Origin of the sequence: Bradyrhizobium sp. SZCCT0153 (assembly GCF_018129995.1) — a bacterium.
Classification (GTDB): domain Bacteria; phylum Pseudomonadota; class Alphaproteobacteria; order Rhizobiales; family Xanthobacteraceae; genus Bradyrhizobium; species Bradyrhizobium japonicum_G.
Genome location: NZ_JAFCKS010000004.1, coordinates 363,992 through 380,556, shown reverse-complemented (window position 1 = coordinate 380,556; position 16,565 = coordinate 363,992). Strand labels below are relative to the sequence as shown.

Annotated in this window: 13 protein-coding genes; 5 read left to right on the top strand and 8 right to left on the bottom strand. The window is 66.8% G+C overall.

Translation table 11 applies throughout. From position 1 onward, the window contains the following. Positions 1 to 70 precede the first annotated feature (70 nt). Together JQ572_RS20190 and JQ572_RS20185 are read right to left on the bottom strand one after the other, a co-directional pair. Positions 71 to 1,372 carry an MFS transporter gene (locus JQ572_RS20190; RefSeq protein ID WP_211384809.1) on the bottom strand — a complete coding sequence of 434 codons (1,302 nt, stop codon included), beginning with the start codon at positions 1,370 to 1,372 and terminating at the stop codon, positions 71 to 73. A gap of 100 nt (positions 1,373 to 1,472) precedes the next feature. After that, positions 1,473 to 3,863, bottom strand: a complete 2,391-nt coding sequence (locus JQ572_RS20185) for a bifunctional diguanylate cyclase/phosphodiesterase (protein WP_249129132.1) — start codon at positions 3,861 to 3,863, stop codon at positions 1,473 to 1,475. Positions 3,864 to 4,187: 324 nt separating this feature from the next. On the opposite strand from JQ572_RS20185, the gene JQ572_RS20180 reads away from it, so the two are divergent. After that, the gene (locus JQ572_RS20180) at positions 4,188 to 5,354 is read left to right on the top strand and encodes an ABC transporter substrate-binding protein (protein WP_211384563.1); all 1,167 of its coding nucleotides are present in this window, start codon (positions 4,188 to 4,190) and stop codon (positions 5,352 to 5,354) included. A 6-nt stretch (positions 5,355 to 5,360) separates the two neighbouring features. Here JQ572_RS20180 and JQ572_RS20175 read toward each other — a convergent pair whose 3' ends face one another. Genes JQ572_RS20175 through JQ572_RS20165 form a run of 3 tightly spaced genes read right to left on the bottom strand, consistent with a single transcriptional unit; the run spans position 5,361 to position 9,242 of the window. Further along, positions 5,361 to 6,338, bottom strand: a complete 978-nt coding sequence (locus JQ572_RS20175) for an NAD(P)-dependent oxidoreductase (RefSeq protein WP_211384562.1) — start codon at positions 6,336 to 6,338, stop codon at positions 5,361 to 5,363. 11 nt (positions 6,339 to 6,349) lie between these two features. Then, a complete protein-coding gene (locus JQ572_RS20170; RefSeq protein WP_211384561.1) occupies positions 6,350 to 8,203 on the bottom strand; it encodes a TRAP transporter large permease in 1,854 nt (617 codons plus the stop codon). A 7-nt stretch (positions 8,204 to 8,210) separates the two neighbouring features. Next, positions 8,211 to 9,242 (bottom strand): TRAP transporter substrate-binding protein, encoded by a 1,032-nt coding sequence (locus JQ572_RS20165; protein WP_211384560.1) that lies wholly within the window; start codon positions 9,240 to 9,242, stop codon positions 8,211 to 8,213. 182 nt (positions 9,243 to 9,424) lie between these two features. Here JQ572_RS20165 and JQ572_RS20160 point away from each other — a divergent pair, with 182 nt between their 5' ends. Next, positions 9,425 to 9,583, top strand: coding sequence for a hypothetical protein (locus JQ572_RS20160; RefSeq protein WP_211384559.1), 159 nt, complete (start codon positions 9,425 to 9,427; stop codon positions 9,581 to 9,583). Positions 9,584 to 9,585: 2 nt separating this feature from the next. On the opposite strand, the gene JQ572_RS20155 is transcribed toward JQ572_RS20160, so the two are convergent. Further along, complete coding sequence (locus JQ572_RS20155; RefSeq protein ID WP_211384558.1) at positions 9,586 to 10,029, bottom strand: DoxX family protein; 444 nt, start codon at positions 10,027 to 10,029, stop codon at positions 9,586 to 9,588. A 95-nt stretch (positions 10,030 to 10,124) separates the two neighbouring features. Between JQ572_RS20155 and JQ572_RS20150 the strand changes: the two genes are divergently transcribed. From JQ572_RS20150 to JQ572_RS20140, 3 genes are all read left to right on the top strand, one after another. After that, positions 10,125 to 11,045 carry a LysR family transcriptional regulator gene (locus JQ572_RS20150; protein WP_211384557.1) on the top strand — a complete coding sequence of 307 codons (921 nt, stop codon included), beginning with the start codon at positions 10,125 to 10,127 and terminating at the stop codon, positions 11,043 to 11,045. A gap of 146 nt (positions 11,046 to 11,191) precedes the next feature. Next, complete coding sequence (locus JQ572_RS20145) at positions 11,192 to 12,682, top strand: caspase family protein (protein WP_211384556.1); 1,491 nt, start codon at positions 11,192 to 11,194, stop codon at positions 12,680 to 12,682. A gap of 134 nt (positions 12,683 to 12,816) precedes the next feature. Next, a complete protein-coding gene (locus JQ572_RS20140; protein WP_211384555.1) occupies positions 12,817 to 14,541 on the top strand; it encodes a SulP family inorganic anion transporter in 1,725 nt (574 codons plus the stop codon). Between the two features lie 147 nt (positions 14,542 to 14,688). Here JQ572_RS20140 and JQ572_RS20135 read toward each other — a convergent pair whose 3' ends face one another. Further along, positions 14,689 to 15,051, bottom strand: a complete 363-nt coding sequence (locus tag JQ572_RS20135) for a hypothetical protein (RefSeq protein ID WP_211384807.1) — start codon at positions 15,049 to 15,051, stop codon at positions 14,689 to 14,691. A 122-nt stretch (positions 15,052 to 15,173) separates the two neighbouring features. After that, the gene (locus tag JQ572_RS20130; RefSeq protein ID WP_211384554.1) at positions 15,174 to 16,487 is read right to left on the bottom strand and encodes a Spy/CpxP family protein refolding chaperone; all 1,314 of its coding nucleotides are present in this window, start codon (positions 16,485 to 16,487) and stop codon (positions 15,174 to 15,176) included. Between the last annotated feature and the right edge of the window lie 78 nt (positions 16,488 to 16,565).

Here is a 16,565-nt window from a genome sequence, read left to right as displayed (position 1 = left end):
GTGCCGCGGCAAGACGCGACATGCTTAACGTTCTGCGAAAAACCGGACGGTAAGTCAGTGTGTACGGAACCTATTCGGCGCCGGTTCCACCCTGGAGCTTGTGCTGGCGGCCGGCCACGGCGCGCACCTTGCGCGGCGCGGCCCGCCAGATCGACAGCGCCGACAATCCGCTCACGACGATCGCGATGCCGAAGGCGAGCGTGTAGTCGCCGACCCGATCGTAAAGCAGGCCGGTGATCCACGGCCCGGCGGCGCCGCCGGCCAATGCCGCCAGCATGATCGTGCCGAAAATGCTGCCCTGGTGCCGGCCCTGAAAGATCTCGAACACCACCGCGCCCATGATCGAGGTGAGGCCGTAGCCGAGCGCGCCTTGCGTGAACACCATGAGGTAGACCAGCCACAATGACGGCTGGAATTTCAGCGCCATCAGCGCCGCGAAAGAGATCGCGAAGCCCGCACAGCTGATCGCCCACACCCATTCCCGCCCGATCCGGTCGGAGACATGGCCGAGCAGGATCTGGCCGGGAATGCCGAGCAGGCTGACGATGCCGAGCGCCCACACCGCGACACCAGCGCTGAAGCCGATGTCGAGCAGGAATTTCGTCTGGTGCACCTGGACCGCGTACCAGATGTACAGGCCGCAGAAATAGCCGAGCGCGATCCACCAGAAGCGCGTGGTCGCGACGGCGCGTCGGAGCGTCCATTCGGTGGCGACCCAGACGGGATCGACGATGTTGGAGCTTGGCTTTGCGGCCCCTGCGGCCGGCGCGGCATCGCCGTCCGGCTGGAGGCCGATATCCTCGGGGCGCTTGTGCAGGAACAGGTTGACCGGGGCCAGCACGACGAGAACGAGCAGGCCCATCGCGGTGCAGGCGGTGCGCCAGCCGGTCCCTTCGATCATGTGCTGCACCCACGGCAGCAGCGTCACCGAGCCGATGCCGACGCCGGCGAAGGCAATGCCGATGGCAAAGCCACGCTTGCGGATGAACCAGTTCGGCAGGAACAGCGACTGGCCGGAATAGCCGAGACACACCGAGCCGGCGCCGACCATGACGCCGATGGTGACGTAGAGATGCCAGGGTTGGGTGGTGAGCGGCGCGAGCAGCAGCCCGCCCCCCATCAGGACCACGCCGAGCTCCATCACCGCGCGCGGACCGGCACGGTCCATCAGGCGGCCGATCAGCGGGCTGACCACGCCCGAGACGACGAAGCCGAAGGAGAAGGCACCCGCGGTGACACCGCGCTCCCAGCCGAATTCGGAGATGATGGGCGGGAAGAACAACGAAAAGGCGGTGCGCGCGTTCACGCCGATGGCCATGGTGACGAAAGTCACCGCGACCACGACCCAGCCGTAGAAGAACGGAAGCCGCATTGTGTGTTTCATCCCTGGCCGATCCTTCCGACCATCCGGGACTGACCGGGTCAAGCGTTTTTCGCGCATGCCCGTTGAGCGGGACGCTTGTACGCCGCGCTCAGGCGGCGTCGCGCCGTGAGGCTTTGACCGGCGCGTCGAACAGGATCCGCTCGATCGGCTGCGGGCGGCCGAACAGATAGCCCTGTGCGAAATTGACGCCGAGCGCCTTCAGCCGCTCGTACTCCTCGCGGGTCTCGACGCCCTCGGCGGTGACCGACATGTCGAGCCCGCGCGCCAGCGTCACGATCGAGGAGATGATGGCGGAGCTGCGCGGCTGATGCGTGAGGTTGCGGATGAACGACTTGTCGATCTTGATCTTGTCGAACGGGAACGCGGTCAGATAGCTGAGCGACGAATAGCCGGTGCCGAAATCGTCGAGCGCGAGCTCGATGCCGATGCTCTTCAGCCGCTCCATGAAGGCGTGGTTCTCGACCCCGCGCTCCAGCAGGACGGATTCGGTGATCTCGATCTCCAGCCGCTGCGGCGGCAGCCCGGAATCGGCGAGCGCCGCGCTGATCATCTCGAACAGCTCGGCCTCCTTGAACTGGATCGGCGACAGGTTGACGGCGACCGCGAGGCCGGAGGGCCACCCGGCTGCGTCCGCGCAGGCGCGCCGCAGCACGAACTCGCCGAGCGGCACGATCAGTCCGGTTTCCTCGGCAAGCGGGATGAACTGGTCCGGCGGAATCAATCCGCGCGTCGGATGCCGCCAGCGCACCAGCGCCTCGAAGCCGCGCCGCTCGCCGCTGAGCGCGTCGATGAACGGCTGGTAGTGCACCTCCAGCTGGCACCGTGCGATGGCGTCGCGCAAATCGCCTTCCAGCACGTTGCGCGCCTCGAGCTCGGCCGACATCGCCTCGTCGTAGATGGTGAAGCAGTTGCGGCCGGCCGATTTCGAGCGGTAGAGCGCAAGGTCGGCCTTTTTCAACAGCTGCTCCTGGTCGCTGCCGTGATCGGGCGCGATCGCAATGCCGATGCTGGTACCGATCTCGACGCGGTGTCCGGGCAGGAGGAACGGGTCGGCGACGAGCTTTGCGATCCGCCCCGCCAGCTCGGTCGAGCAGACGCGCTGGTCCTCGCAAGCTTCCTGGATGATGGCGAATTCGTCGCCGCCGAGCCGGGCCAGCACGTCGCTGGCGCGCATGGCGGATTTCAGCCGCTGCGCGACCTGGCGCAGCAGCGCATCGCCGGCACCGTGACCGAGCGAGTCGTTGACGTTCTTGAAGCGGTCGAGGTCGAGCATCAGGATCGAGAAGGCCGGACCGCCGTCGTTCAGACGGCCATTGAGCTCGTCGAGCCGGGCGAGGAAGAAGGCGCGGTTGGGCAGTCCGGTCAGGATGTCGGTATGGGCGAGCTCGAGCACCCGCCGGTTCGCCAGCGACAGCCGCCGCGAATTGCGGCTTGCAAGCATGAGGTAGGTCGACAGCGACAGCGTCAGCAGCATGCCGACGATCAGCACCGCGCCCGCGCGATCGTAAGTCGTCTCCAGCGGACCACCGGAAGCCGGGACCGCCCGCACCTGCCAATCGGTGTCACCGATCTTGAGGCTGCCCGACCAGTGCAGGGCCTGCGCGACGTCACGCATCGACTGCGGCGCCGTCGCGGCCGACGCATAATCCGGCAGCATTTCATCCAGGCTGACGATCTGACCCGTGAACGGTGGATAGACGTTGACGCTGACCGCGGGGCTTGCGCCTGTGGTCACGCGAATGGACTGAATCAGCAGCGGCAGGTCGAAGACGCCGACGACGAAGCCGGCGAGATTGCGGCGCCGGTCCACCGACGTGTCGCGCGAGGTTCCCTTGGCGTAGACGGGAATGGCGACGAGGACGTCGGGCTGCCGGCTGCCCTCCCTCGGCTCGTAAAGGCGCGTGCGAATGGCCACGACACGGTCGGTATCGCGCGCGCGCTCGAGGGCCGCGCGGCGCTCCGGAACGCTCGCGTAGTCCATGCCGTAGACCGGCGACGTCTTCGGCTGGGTCGAGTAGAACACCGGAAAATATTCATCGCTCTGCGGCGCGGTCGCGAACGCATCGCCCTGGAGCGACTTGATGCGGTAGCCGGACACGCCGTCGGTCACCGCGGCGGCCTCGTATTCGGCGCGCTCCTTGCGGTTGACGCGCGGCACCCAGGCGATGCGCAGCATGCCGGGATGGCGCTCGAACAGGCGGGCGCTGAAGGTCTCGAATTCGCTGCGGGTGATCTCCTCGTTGGTCGATTCGAACAGCGTGCGCAGGGCGACGAGCCTGGAGATGTACTCGCCCATGCCGTGCTGCATGACGATGGCCTCGGTCTCGGCCGCGTTCTCGAACTCGATCCTGTTGACACGATGTTCCCATCGCGCCACGGCGGCCGCGCCCGCGATCGAGAACAGAAGCCCGACGCCGACGGCGACGAGCGCAGGGCGATAGAGCCCGAGCAGCGGCGCGGCACGCCACCACCCGGTCATACGCCTCCGATCCTGATCGTTCTGATCGCGACCGCCCATCTTGATCCGCAAGTCCCCATCGCACGGCCACTCGAACTTCTGGTTGAGCCGCCGGAACCACTATCGGACAAGGAACGCGGTTAAGAACTGCCCAATTTCGTAACCGGCCTGTTCCGCATCACGCGGCTTAGTTAACGATTGACCTGCGAGTTACGTCAGTCTGACAGTATCCTGCCGGTCTTCCCCGGAGTCTTACGGACCTCTCGACGCATCCCAGGTTAGCGACCTGTTCAGCGCGCCAGACCTATCGTCTCCGCAACGTCTCCAGCATCCGGCCAGCTCCTCATGACACGATCGCGATCCGCGACATACGCCGCATTGACCATCGCATGGCTGGCCGCGGCGATGCTGCCGGCGAGAGGCGACGAGGTCGGCGTCAGCGAGGATGCGATCCTGTTCGGCCAGGCCGCAGCCCTGGAAGGCCCCTCCTCCGCACTCGGACAGCGGATGCGGCAGGGCATCGTCGCGGCGTTCACCGAGATCAACGCCAAGGGCGGCGTCCACGGCCGCAAGCTCCAGCTCATCAGCCGCGACGACGGCTACGACCCCGACCGCTCGGCTGCGCAGACGCTGCGGCTGATCGAGGACGACAAGGTGTTCGCGCTGATCGGTGCGGTGGGCACGCCGACCGCAATGGCCACAATTCCGATCACCAGCCCCAGGAAGGTGCCCTTCATCGGTCCGTTCAGCGGCGCCGAATTCTTGCGCGATCTCGAGCTTGCGAACGTGGTCAATATCCGCGCGAGCTATGGCGCCGAAGCCGAGGCGTGGGTCAAGCACCTCACGGAGGATCTCCACTTCACCCGGATCGCGATCTTCTACCAGGACGATTCCTTCGGCCGCGACGGTCTGTCCGGCGTGAAGCGCGCGCTCGCCAAACGTGGCCTCGAGCTCGCCGCCGAAGGCACCTTCGAGCGCAACACCCGCGCGGTCACCTCGGCCTGGCGCATGATCAAGCGCGTCGAGCCGGAGGCGATCGTCATGGTCGGGACCTACGGTCCCTGCGCGGAGTTCATCAAGCTCGCTCACCGCAGCGGCGCGCATCCGACTTTCGTCAACATCTCCTTCGTCGGCGCCAACGCACTCGCCCAGGAGCTCGGCCCCGAGGGCGAAGGCGTCATCGTCTCGCAGGTCGTGCCGTTTCCCTGGGACCGCTCGCTGAAGCTGGTCGCCGACTACCAGGCGGCGCAGAAAGCGTTCGACCCGGCGCTGACACCGGACTTCGTGTCGCTCGAAGGCTACCTCTCCGGCCGCCTAGCGGCCGCGGCACTGGAACAGGCCGGACCGCAACCGACGCGCGCGAGCCTGCTGCGCGCCATCAACGATGTCGGCCGCTTCGACATCAGCGGCAGCATCGTCACCGTCGGCGTGGGCATGATCGACACGCCGCCGAAGGTGTTCCTGACCGTGATCCAGAAGGACGGGACGTTCAAGGCAGTGGACCGGCTATAGCGGCGCTCACGGCCGCCGCGTCCAGCGCTCCGCGTTGACCGCGCCTTGCGGCACCTCGCCCTTGACGATGGCCGCGACCTGCCGCACCGTTTCCAGCGACTGATATTCGATCGCCTGCGGCGTCAGGCCGCCGACATGCGGCGTGGCGATGACATTGGGGAGCCTCGCCAGCTCCGGCGTCGGCATCTGGTCGGGTGCACGGCCGACATCCATCGCCGCGCCGGCGATGCGGTTCTCGCGCAGCGCGCGGGCAAGCGCCGCCTCGTCGACGAGATTGCCGCGCGACAGATTGATGAACAGCGCGTGCCTCTGCATGCGCGCCAGCGCCGCCTCACCGATCAGGTTCTCGGTCGCTTCATTCGCAACCGCAAGGCATACGACATAGTCCGACGCGGCGAGAAGCTCGTCGAGACCGACCTGCCGGATGGCGCTGTCGCCGACGGTAGCGAAGGGATCGGACACCAGCACATCCATGCGCAGCACTTTTGCCACTTCGGCGAGGTAACGCCCGATGCTGCCATAACCGATGATGCCGATCCGGCTGCCTGCGAGCTGACGGCCCATCCGCGCTTCCGGCTTGCGGCCGGACTGATAGTCGGCGGTCGCCCGCGAGACGCCGCGGGAAAGATCGACCATGAAGCCGAGTGCGAGCTCGGCCACCGCCTGCACGAAGCCGGGGCCGGCGCGGGTCACCAGCACGCCGGCGGTCGAGGCGGCCTCGACATCGACGTTGCGGATATCGACGGCACAGCGGACGAAGGCACGCAGGCGCGGCAGTTGCGCAAAGATCTCGCCGCGCCCCTCGGTCATGCGGTCGGCGACGATGATGTCGGCATCTTTCGCCGCGCGCACGAGGCTGGCCGCGTCCAGCGTATTGTCGCGCTCGTGCAGGATCACCTCGGCGGTGGCGCGCAGGCCGTTCAGGCTGCGGTCGCCGTAGTAATTGCGGCGCATCTCCGGCGTGTGAGCCAGCAGGACTTTCACGGAAAACTCCTTCAGTAGCCGAATGCGCGCGGCAGCGCGGTCGAGAGCCATGGCACGAAGGCGATCACCAGCAGGCAGAGGAACAACAGGCCGAGATAGCCCATGATCGGCTTCACCGTCTGCTCGATCGGCACGTTGCCGATCAGGCAGGCGCCGTAGAGCCCGAGCCCGAGCGGCGGCGCGAACAGGCCGATCCCCATCGCGATCACCAGCACCACGCCGAAATGCAGGGGATCGATGCCGAGCTGCACCGCGACCGGCAGCAGCAGCGGCCCGAAGATGATCAGCGCGGCCGCGCCTTCCAGCACCGAGCCCATCACGATCAGCACCGCGATCGCGAGCAGCATGAACAGCCAGACGCCCGAGGTCTTCGACAGTCCCAGCATGAAATCGCCGACCGCATGCGGCACCTGCTGCAAGGTCAGCGTGAACGCGAGCGATTGCGCCGCGGCGACGATGAACAGCACGAGCCCCGCGCGCGTTGCGGCCTGCACGAAACTGTGCGCGGCCGATGTGAAGCCGAGCTCGCGGAACACCAGGCTGCCCACGACGAGCGCATAGGCGACCGCGAAGGCCGAGATTTCCGTGGCCGTGGCAAAGCCGCTCTTGAAGCCGAAGAAGATCATGAAGATCAGGCCGAACGAGGCGATCGCGCCGCTCCACAGGCCGGACACCGGAATCTGTGGCGCGACCTCTTCGGCATCGGCTGGCCGCTTGCCGAAGATGATGGAGACGGCGATCAGGACCAGCGCCATCAGCGCCGCCGGCAGCAGGCCCGCGACAAACAGGCCGCCGATCGACAGGTTCGCCACGAATCCCAGGATGATCAGGTTGATGCACGGCGGGATCGTCTCCGCCATCACGGCGGAAGCCGCGAGCAGCGCCACCGCGCCGCCCGGATTCTGCTTGGAGCGGCGCGCCGCAGGGATCAGCACGGAGCCGACAGCGGCGACGTCGGCCATCTTCGAGCCCGAGATGCCCGAGAACAGCACCATCGAGGCCACCATCACCACGTTGAGCCCGCCGCGCATGCGGCCGACCCCGCGCTGCAACAACTCGATCAGGCGCACCGACATGCCGTTGGCTTCCATGAGGTAGCCGACGAGAATGAAGAACGGAATCGCCAGCAGCACGAAATTGTCGATGCCGCGCGCCATCTGCTGGGCGAAGATCACGCCGGGCAGCGCGCCCTCGACCCAGATGAAGATCAGCGCGGCCAGCGCCAGCGCAAAGCCGATCGGCAATCCGCCGAACAGCGTCGCGAAAAAGCCGATCAGCATCAGCGTGCCCGCTGACGGCACCGTGGCGGGCGACAGATAATCCCAGGCCAGATAGAGCCCGGTCACGACGGCAATCGCGACGAGCCCCCGGACGATGTCGGGCAGCGGCCTGGCGCAAAGATGGTCGATCGCGAACACCGTCATGAACAGCGCACCGACGCCCATCGGATAGAAGGTCAGCTCCAGCGGCAGGCCCGAGCCGGTGGTCTGGCCCGCCGTCAGCGAGCCCAGCTTGATCGCGTTGTAGGCGACATAGCCGGAGATCAGCACGATCAGCAGCGCGGCGGCGGCGTCGACCAGCGTCCGCAGCCGCGGCGACAACAGGTCGCGGAAGAAGGACACGCCGACATTCTCGCCGCGCGCGAGCGCGCTCGCCGCGCCGAAGAAGGCCGAGCCGACCATCAGGCCGCGCGCGACGTCGTCGGACCATTCGACCGGTGCGTTGAAGCAAAAGCGCAGCAGCACGGACGCGCAGACGACCACGAGATCCGCAGCCAGCAGGATGGCCGCGATCGCGTCGCTCGAGCGAAGCAGCAGGGCGATGCTACCGTGGCGGCCGCCCGAGAGGGGCACGGCGGCTGTCATCGCCATCTCAGGCTTGCGTCGCGCGGATGATGTCGATGACCGGCTTCGATTCCGGCCGCGCCTTGATGAAGTTCTCGATCTGCGGCGCGACGCGCTTCCTGAACGCCTCGCGGTCGCATTCGGCGACCGTCACGCCCTTCTCGGTCAAGGCCGCCAGCGCTTCCTTCTCGACCGCAAGCCCATGGGTACGGGTGTCGGCCGCGGCCTTCTTCGCGGCATCGAGGAAGCCTTCGCGCAGCTTCGGATCCATGCGGTTGTAGGTCATGTCGCTGAAATAGATCGCGAGCGGCGAGAAATTGTGCTGCGTCAGCGCGTAGAACTTCGCCGTTTCGAAGAACTTGCTGGCCAGGATCGTCGGCGGATCGTGCTCCAGCCCGTCCAGCACGCCGGCCTGCAGCGCCGTGTAGATTTCGCCGAACGCCAGCGGCGTCGCGGCGGCCCCCATCAGCCGCAGGCATTCGGTGATGACGGGATTTGGCAGCGTCCTGATCTTGAGGCCGGCGAGATCCTCCGGCGTCTTCACCGGCTTCCTCGCAAGGACGCTGCGCGAGCCGAAATTATAGGCCCAGGCGATGATGCGGATGTTGCCGCCCTTGAGCAGCGCGTCCTCGATCGGCTTGGCGGCGCCGGCGTCGAACGCCTTGGTCTGCTGCGGGAAGCTCGAGAACAGAAAGCCGAGGTCGTAGGTGCCGACCAGCGGCACCAAATTGGCCGAGATCGAGGAGCCCGACACCATCAGGTCGATGACACCGAGCTTCACCGAGTTGATGACGTCGATTTCCTGCCCCAACTGGTTGTCGGGAAAGAACGCGACCTCGACCTGCTCGCCGAGCCCGTTGCCCTTCAGGTTCTTGACCAGATTGTCGTAGTAGACGCGGCCGTTGGCGTATTTTGGATCGTTCGGCAGCGAGGATGAGCATTTCAGCTTCATCGTGGCGGCTTCGGCGCGGCCGATGAGGGCGGGGGAGAACACGAGGCCGGCGGCAAGTCCCGTCGATGACTTGATGAACGCGCGACGGTTCACGGGCACGATGGTCATGATGCGGTCTCTCCCCAATTATTATTTTTTCGTGCCGCGGTCGTTGCCGCAGCCCGTTGTGCGGACTGTATGGCCAAAGCGACGGCGCAGGCAAGGGTTGCAGCCGGGGTGCCGCGATGGCGCAAGAAGCAGGCGCGTCGGCAGAGACCGCCTCGGAACGCCTGTGTTTATCGGTGTTTCCGATGATGCCGCACGGCAGCGACGAGGCCCGCCATGCAAGATTGACGCGGATCGATCCAATTCAGGTATGGATCAATGCCGAACGCAGATTGATGGGTGCGAAGCAGAACAAGCCGCGGGATATTGATCCCGCGGCTGTTGCGATCGAGCGGATGCCGTGACGTCAGCGCGAATGCGCGCCGCTGAGCTGGCCGCTCGCCACCGCGACGTCGCGGGACGGACGCAGCGCGTAGGCGCCGTCGCCGAGCAGGGCTTGCGCCGCGAGCGCGATCGCCCAGAAGGCGGGGAATTCCCAGCCGCCCTTCGGGTTGGTGAAGAAGAAGCCGGCGGCGCCGTGCACGGTGAAGATCGCACCGAGCAGGATCGGAATGCCGGCCAGCGCCGCATAGCGGGTCCAGAAGCCGAGGATCAGCGCGACGCCACTGAGAACTTCCACCGTCATGATGAGGTAGGCGAGCTCGGGCGGGAAGCCGAGGCTTCCGAAAAACTTTGCGGTGCCGGCGGGGGTGAACACGAACAACTTCAGGCTGGCATGGGCGAGGAACAGCGCACCCAGCGTCACGCGCAGCACCAGCGCGGCGTAGGGAGCGGTACGGGAATCGATCATGGTGGTCTCCTTGTTGGAGGCAGCTATGATCTATTCTCAAGATCACGATAATCCGCTATATTGGAAATATACCTCACACCAATAGAGTGAGATGAATGCTCGACCGGCTGACCAGCCTGGAAGTCTTCGCCAAGGTCGCGGCGATCGGGAGCCTGTCCGGCGCGGCCCGGGCCATGGGCCTGTCGCAGACCATGGTGACCAAGCATGTCGCCGCGCTCGAAGCCCGGCTCGGCACAAGACTGTTCCACCGGACCACAAGGCGGCTGTCCATCACCGAGGCCGGACGGAGCTATCTGGAATCCTCCGAGCGCATCCTCGCCGACATGGAGGCCGCCGACGCCGCGGTCGCGCGCGAGCGCGTCGAGCCGCGCGGGCTGTTGCGGGTCAATGTCCCCGTCGTGTTCGGCACCCGGCAAATCGCGCCCGCCATCGCCGAGTTTTCGGAACGCCATCCCGAGGTCACCGTCGAGCTCGGCCTCAACGACCGCCTCGTCGATCTCGCCGAGGAAGGCTGGGACCTCGCGATCCGCATCGGCAAGCTGCGCGACTCCAGCATGGTGGCGCGACGCCTCGCGCCAAACCGCATGGTCGTCTGCGCCGCGCCGTCCTATCTGGCGAAACACGGCACGCCGCGCAGCGTCGCCGACCTCGCCGCCCATAACTGCCTCGGCTACACGCTCTCGCAGCAGGCGAGCGCGGCGGAATGGCTGTTCGGCGTCGATGGCGAGATCCGCGTCCAGGTCAGCGGCACCCTGCGCGCCAACAATGGCGATGCGCTGCGCGCGGCAACATTGGCGGGCCTCGGCCTCGCGCGACAGCCGACCTTCATCATCGCCGACGACCTTCGCGCCGGCACGCTGGTCGCGCTTCCGCTCGACCAGCCGGAGGTCCAGACCTCGGCGGTGCACGCGGTCTACCTGCCCGACCGGCGTCCGCCCGCCAAGGTGCGCGCCTTCATCGACTTTCTCGCTGCGCATTTTGCGCCCGAGCCGCCCTGGGATCGCGGACTGTTCTGACGGCGCACGGCCTGACGCGCCAGCTCCGGCAGTTCCGCTGCCCCATTTTGCCGCAGCTTGCAGCGTGATCCAGTGCACAGACAGACGCGTGGCAGCGACCTAGAAAAGGTGACATCATCGCGCATATTGCCGGTGGAGGAGACACCATGCGCCGTCCAGTCCTTCGCAATTTGTTTCTCGCATCCGGTCTTCTTGCACTCACCCAATTGATGACGCCGACGGGGGCCGCGGCCGAAGCGCGGCTCGCGCTCGTGATCGGTCAATCCGCCTATCGCACCGTGCCGGAACTGCCCAATGCCGCCAACGACGCCAAGGGCATGACGGAATTGCTGGGCAATGCCGGCTTCACCGTCACCACGGCATCCAATCTGGCGCAGAACGACATGCGTCAGGCGATCTCGGATTTCGCCAACAAAGTCAGCGCCAGCGGCGCCGACACCGTCGCGCTGGTGTTCTATGCCGGCCACGGCCTTCAGATCGACGGCGAGAATTATCTGGTGCCGGTCGATCTCGACCCCAAGCGCGAGGCCGACATTCCGCTGCAGGGCGTACGGCTGAACGATTTGCTCAACACGCTCGGCGCACTGCCGACGCGGGCCCGCATCTTCATGCTCGATGCCTGCCGCAACAATCCCTTCCCGGCGCTCAGCGGCGCCGGCCACGGGCTCGCGATCGTCGACACCAAGGCCGGCGCGCCCGGCTCCTTCATTTCCTATTCGACCTCGCCCGGCGCGGAGGCCGAGGACGGCAGCGGCATCGACAGCCCGTACACCACTGCGGCGCTGACCGTCGCCAAGCAGCCCAATCTGCCGATCGAGGAGGTCTTCAAGCGCATCCGCATCTCCGTGGCGCAATCGACCGACGGGCGGCAGATTCCCTGGGAGAGCTCGTCGCTGACGACCGACTTCAAGTTCTTCGGCGGCGAGAGCAGCAGCCAGCAGCCAGCGGTTCCCGGCGCGTCCTCCATGGCGCTGGCCAGCGGCACGCGCAGCGTCGCGGACTGGCGCAAGGATTTGCAGGGCAAGGAGCCGAAGGCTGCCTATGAGATCGTGATCGCCGACGACACAGTCGAGGCGTATCAGGCCTATGTCGAGCTGTACGCGCAGGCGTCCTTCACGCCGCGCCTGCGCACGATCCTGGAGCGCCGGCGCCAGATGCTGGCCTGGGAGCGGGCCACCGCGATCAACACCCGGGCCTCGTTCGAGGCTTATCTGGCGAACTGGGACAACAGCGACCTCGCCGCCACCGCGCGCAGGCTGCTGCTCCGGGTGCAGAACCGCAACTACGTCCTGCCTGCTGCGGTCGCGGCCGCTCCCGCTCCGGTCGCCGTCGCGCTGGCGCCGACCTGCCCGTGCTCGACACCGTCGATACCGGCAACGCCGGTCAACCCGGCGGTCGCCCCTGTCATCAAGAAGCGCGTCGACGCTACGCCGCCGAAGCGCAAGGTGGTCGAGACGCCGCCGAAGCCGCGCCGGCCGCCGCCCGATGACGTGGTTTACGAGCGCGCGCCGCCGCCCGGCCCGTCGCCCGAAGCCGTCGGCGTCGGAATTGGTGTCGGCATCGGTCTCGGCATGGGCATGGGTGGCCACGGCGGTGGCGGCTACGGACGCGGCGACAATTATCGCAGCCGGTACTGAGACCACAGATCGCGTGACGCGGAGGACAATCCGTCCTCCGTCATTGCGATGCAGGGAAATTGCGTCTGCCGCTTCCCGATACGGAAATGCTGTAGTCTTATCAGCGGACAGGAATTTCCGGGGATTTCTCATCGATGCCGCACGACGCTCACGCCAAGGGCTCAAAGGAGCATGCCTGGCCGCTGTTTCGCTCACTCGCGTCCTATTCCCTGCCCGGCGATCTCATGGCGGGGCTGACGCTGGCGGCGATCGCCATCCCCGAGCAGATGGCCACGGCGCGGCTCGGCGGCTTCGCGCCGCAGCTCGGCTTCTTCGCCTTCATGGCGGGCTCGCTCGGCTTTGCGTTGCTCGGCGGCAACCGCTTCCTGTCCTGCGGCGCCGATTCCACGATCACGCCGATCTTCGCCGGCGGGCTTGCCGCACTGGCCGCTGCCGGCTCGCCCGAATATCAGGGGCTTGCGATCGCGCTGGCGCTGATGGTCGGCGCAATGATGCTGGCCGGCGGCGCCTTCCGCCTCGGCGGAATCGCCAATCTCTTGTCGGTGCCGGTGATGGTCGGCTTCCTCGCCGGCATCTCGGTCCACATCATCGTCTCGCAACTGCCGGGCGTGCTCGGGCTGGAATCGCCGAGCGGGCCGACGCTCGATCGCATTGGCGTGCTCGCCACCGAGCTCGGCCGGGTCAATCCCTTCACCTTGTGCATCGGCTTCGGCGTGCTGGCCGTGGTCTTCGTTTCCGAGAAGGTCAGCGCAAAAATTCCCGGCGCGCTGATCGGGCTCGTCGCCGCGACGCTGGCCACGATCGCACTCGGCCTCGAGACCAAGGGCGTGAGCGTCGTCGGCACGGTGCCGGGCACACTGCCACGGCCGACATTCCCCATGCTTGCACCGGAGCAATGGGTGCGTCTCGTGCCGCTCGCCTTCGTGATCACCATCGTGGTGATGGTGCAGACCGCGGCGACGACGCGGTCGTTCCCGTCCGATCCCGACAAGCCGGCCGATGTCGACCGCGATTTCCTCGGCGCGGGCGCCGGCAGCGTGCTGGCCGGCCTGTTCGGCGCGTTTCCGGTCAACGCCAGCCCGCCGCGGACGGGCATCGTCGCGGAGACCGGCGGACAGTCGCAGCTTGCGGGCCTTGCGGCGGCTGCCATCGTGCTGGCGCTGCTCGCATTCGGCACGGGACTGTTGCAGCACGTTCCGGACGCCGCGCTCGGCGGCATTTTGCTGTTCGTCGCGCTGCGCATCATCCGCGTCAAGCAGATCGTCACGGTCTACAAGCAGTCCTTCAGCGAATTCCTGCTGATCGCCGCCACCGCAGCGCTGATCATCGTGCTGCCGATCCAGCAGGGCGCGTTCCTCGGCATCGTGCTGTCGCTGCTGCACGGCATCTGGAGCACGACGCGCGCGCGGCTGGTCGAGTTCGAGCGCGTGCCGGGCACCACGATCTGGTGGCCCGCGCATCCGCACATCACCGGCGAGCGCATCGCCGGCGTCGCGGTGATCGGACTGCAGGCGCCGCTCTCGTTCCTCAATGCGCCAGGCTTCCGCAGCGACGTGGGCAAGGTGCTCGGCGCGGCGACGCCGCAGCTGCTGGTGCTGGAGGCCAGCGGCATGGTCGAGATCGACTTCACCGCCGCGCAGATCCTGCTCGACGTGTTCAGGGCGTGTAGCGAACAGGGCGTCACGGTCGCGCTGGCCCGGCTGGAATCGGTGCGCGCGCAGGAGGCATTCGAGCGATTCAGATTGTACGACGTGCTGCCGAAGGAGCACGTCTTCCACAGCGTGGACGAGGCCGTGCGCAAGCTGGCGAAACAGGAATGGCAGTTGGGTCACGCAGGCGGAGCCGCGAACTCGCTGTAACCTCTCCCGCTTGCGGGAGAGGTCGGCGCGGAGCGCCGGGTGAGGGCTCTCTCCTCCTGGGGATTGTCCCGCTGCGGAGATATCCTCTCCCCAACCCTCTCCCGCAAGCGGGAGAGGAAGCGCCTTCAATGCGGCAACGGTCAGCCATCACTCCGCCAGCGTCGGGTGATCCCGCTGGATCGTCTCGCGGATCCAGCTGGCATGGATCGCGCGAAACAGGATCTGCGCGGTCTTGAGGTCGTCGGCCTTCATGCAGAGTTTGACGATGCGATGGACCGCATCATCGCGCATCAATCCATCCGAGATCTTCATCGCGATTTCCATCGCGACCTTGGCCGCGCGCTCGTAACGCCCGCTCTCCCGCTTGTCGTTGCGCGCGGAACCTGCCGCGCTCGTGGCCGCGGCCTCACAAATGGCGCGGATACGCTCGGCGGCCTCGATGTCGCCGAGCGGCCCTTCGATCGTCTCGTCCCAGATGTCCGCCGGCTTCCGCTTCGCGAACCACTTCATCGCCCCACCACCCGCGGTCTTCCAGCCGCCGTATTGCCGCTCTTCAGGCTCGCTGAGCATAGAGAGGCCTATCGAAATGGGCGAGGCGATTCTTCCGCGACACTCCCTGACTCGGGACGCATTCACGACGTCCGGCGTGGTCCGATGGCCTCGAACTGGGCCTTCTGCTCGTCATTCAGCGTGCCGTAGAAGTCCTCCAGCGCTGCGCGAACCGACTTGACGCCGTCGAGCATGATGTCGAGCCGCTTGCGGACCGCGGCCATTCGCGCCGGCGGCGTCATCACGTCGCTGGGCTGGCAGGCCGCCTTGAGCGATGCGCTGACCCTGGCGCTGGTATCCTGGAGCACCTGTAGCGTAGCGCGCTGAGTGTCGTTGGGATGAAGCCGCGCCTCGATGTCGGTGCTGGGCCAATCGAGCGCGGCAGGCGCCCCGCAATTCTGGACCAGCGATCCCTCGGTGTTGTTGGAAGCTGTCGCGCGACGCTGGTCCTGGGCCAGCGCATTGAAGCGCGCCTTCTGCTCGTCCGAGAGCAAGCCGTAGAAATTATCCAGGGCGGGCTGAACGAGATCGACGGCTTTCTCCATCGCCTCGATGCGCTGCTGCATCGCCGCCAGCCGACCGGGCGCCGTCGCCGCGACTTGCGCCGGGCAGGACGCACGGATCATGCCCGCCGCCTGGATCGAGGCGTTGCCGAGCTCGTCGAGGCTTGCGCCTTGCGCCTCGCTCGGCTGCACCGTAGCGGCGATCTGGTCGATCGGCAGACCGACGATTTCGCGGCGGTCGCTGCCGCAAAGCTGATCCAGCGCAACGCCGCGCGCTTGCCGCCGGCCCTGCGGCCGCTGCGGCAGATAGGCCGAAAGACCGTCGTAGCCATAGGGCCCGAAGATGCCGGCGTAGATGTCCGGATAGCCGTAGCCCCAGAAGCCGAGACCATCGCCCCAGATCGTGTAGTCGTAGAGATCGTTATACGCGAACGGCCAGAACAGCGGTCCGACCCAGCCATAACCGCCGCCCGCATGTTGCCACCATCCGCTGCTGGCACCATGCCAGCCGGCCAGTGCCGCCGCCGCTGCGATCTGGGCTCGCGCCGCCGGATTGCCGATCAGACGGCTGTTGCGGAAGGCGCTGGAATGCGCGTTGAGAGCGTTGCGGAAATTCGCGGGGCGAACGGCCGCATTGCGGATCTGACCGAAGTTCGGACCACCATGTCGCGCTCCCGTCGCGAAATGCGGCCCGCCATGATGGCCGCCGCCATGCGCGTGTCCGAAGCCATTACCGCCAAAATGGCCGCCGCCGTGGTGGCCGCCACCATGCCCGCCACCACCACGACCGCCTCCGTGCCCACCGCCATGGCCACCGCCGCCCTTGCCCAGGGCCGTGCCCGCCAAAATGCAGGCAAACGCCATCGCGGCAATTCCAATGACCGGTCGCAACATCGCATCCTCCCGCAGAGCCGCGCCATTGAGGCATCGGAAGCTGACGGAATTGGAACCGGTCTCGCGGCCGAAAGTTCC